At 32.7% G+C, this 1,574-nt stretch carries 2 protein-coding genes; both read right to left on the reverse strand.

The features are described 5' to 3' along the window. Nucleotides 1–83: 83 nt before the first annotated feature. Nucleotides 84–788, reverse strand: coding sequence for a hypothetical protein (locus tag ACFIMM_RS02930; RefSeq protein WP_273758872.1), 705 nt, complete (start codon nt 786–788; stop codon nt 84–86). Nucleotides 789–847: 59 nt separating this feature from the next. Next, nucleotides 848–1,306, reverse strand: a complete 459-nt coding sequence (locus ACFIMM_RS02935; protein ID WP_375612487.1) for a hypothetical protein — start codon at nt 1,304–1,306, stop codon at nt 848–850. Between the last annotated feature and the right edge of the window lie 268 nt (nt 1,307–1,574).

Genomic DNA, 1,574 nt, shown 5'->3' on the forward strand with positions numbered 1-1,574 from the left:
ACCACATCTTGTGAATTCATTGCGGGTCGCTCTTAACGCGCTTCATAAATATTTTGACAGAAAAACTAAATGGTAAATGTTTGTTATAATGTTTCAAAGGCAGTTGATTGCTCTTCTGATATTTCGGCTATAAATACTGCGTGAGAAAAGCTAAATAATATATATACGAATAGCTCAAAGAATGCGATATAGAATACAATACCCATAGAGAGGTTTTCGCGAAACTGAATCCAGAGAAGCATTGTTTGTAGTAAAAATGAAACAGGTAGCGCTTGTATTCTATATTGGATTGGTGCCATACAGACTGTAAGGGGAAGAGTAAGCATTAAAATAATTGTCCCTAACAAATAAGGGGCAAAAGAGCGGGGGAAAAACGTAGCAATGATGTACCCTGTAGAAAACATAATTATAAAGGTAACCACTGCTGTGAAATAGGAGAGTGCCATAAGGCGTAAGAATAAAAATAAGCTGCGTTTAGCAAAACGAAAGTAATAATTTATCGTTTTTTCTCCGTTTTTTTTCTTAATCGCTTTATGTTCTCTAAATCTTTCTCGTTTTTCAATTATTTCGTTCCATTTGCTTTTATCCTTTGTAAAAGCATAATCGATAGTTTCTAACGTTGGCAGTATTATTGTTAATAGTATTTTTCCTACTAAATTTAGGAACTCTTTTAGAGTTTCAAGTATGCCCCCTAGAAATAATCCAATGCCGTAAATTACTAATATAATAATATCAATTAATATTGGGATTATTAAGATAAGGATTACAATTCCTATAATAAACCACATTTTCTCCCCCTTTTTATTAATCATTAATCATAGTATTGAATTTTTAATTGATTTTTTTCTCAACCAGATTCATTCTGTTTTTCCATTATCATTATCTGTTTCTGTTGTTGCCAAAGCTTTTCGTATAATTCCTCAATTATTTTCTCTTGTTCCTTAATCGCTTTGTAGTGTCTATCGACCATCCTACTGTTTTCCTTAACTGCTTCGTTTCGTTGTATAATCGCTTTATTAATTTTTTCATTCTCATAATCAAACGCCATCTGAGAGTATTCGACTAAGCGATCATGTTCAAAATTTGCTATTATTCCTAGGTAATTTCTCCAAGCAAACAACAAAATTGCTACTACTAATAAAGAGTTTCTTGAAAATTCAAGATACCAAAGCACCCCAAGTACTATGGCTAATAAAAGAGTACCTTGAAATTCTGTATTCCGACCATTCTCTGCTTCTTCCCGCATGTCAGAGACTATAGCCCATAGGATGAGTATACCCACTATTACTATGACAATATCACGCATTGTTCTCCCCCGCTTTTTATTAGTTTCTAGTCATATAATTGATTCGTTTAGATGATACAATTGTGAGTGGTTGGTTGTTAAAGACACTAGATTTAGGTAAAAAAATAAAAAATATACAATATCGTGATTTTTTTGTTGACAGGATATGAAAAATAGTGTTTTATGGCGTTGCTGTACTAGTCGAATTGTGTCTAGAATTACGGTAAAGGTATAACCTTTCTTATAAGTTTATATGATTGTTCAGAGCCCTGCTTTTGCGGGGTTTTTT

The sequence above is a fragment of the Bartonella sp. AP258QHHD genome, assembly GCF_042196145.1.
GTDB lineage: Bacteria > Pseudomonadota > Alphaproteobacteria > Rhizobiales > Rhizobiaceae > Bartonella.

Coding starts and splice junctions, on each gene's coding strand:
- ACFIMM_RS02930 (WP_273758872.1), bottom strand. CDS start 788: ATGTGGTTTATTATAGGAATTGTAATCCTTATCTTAATAATCCCAATA.
- ACFIMM_RS02935 (WP_375612487.1), bottom strand. CDS start 1,306: ATGCGTGATATTGTCATAGTAATAGTGGGTATACTCATCCTATGGGCT.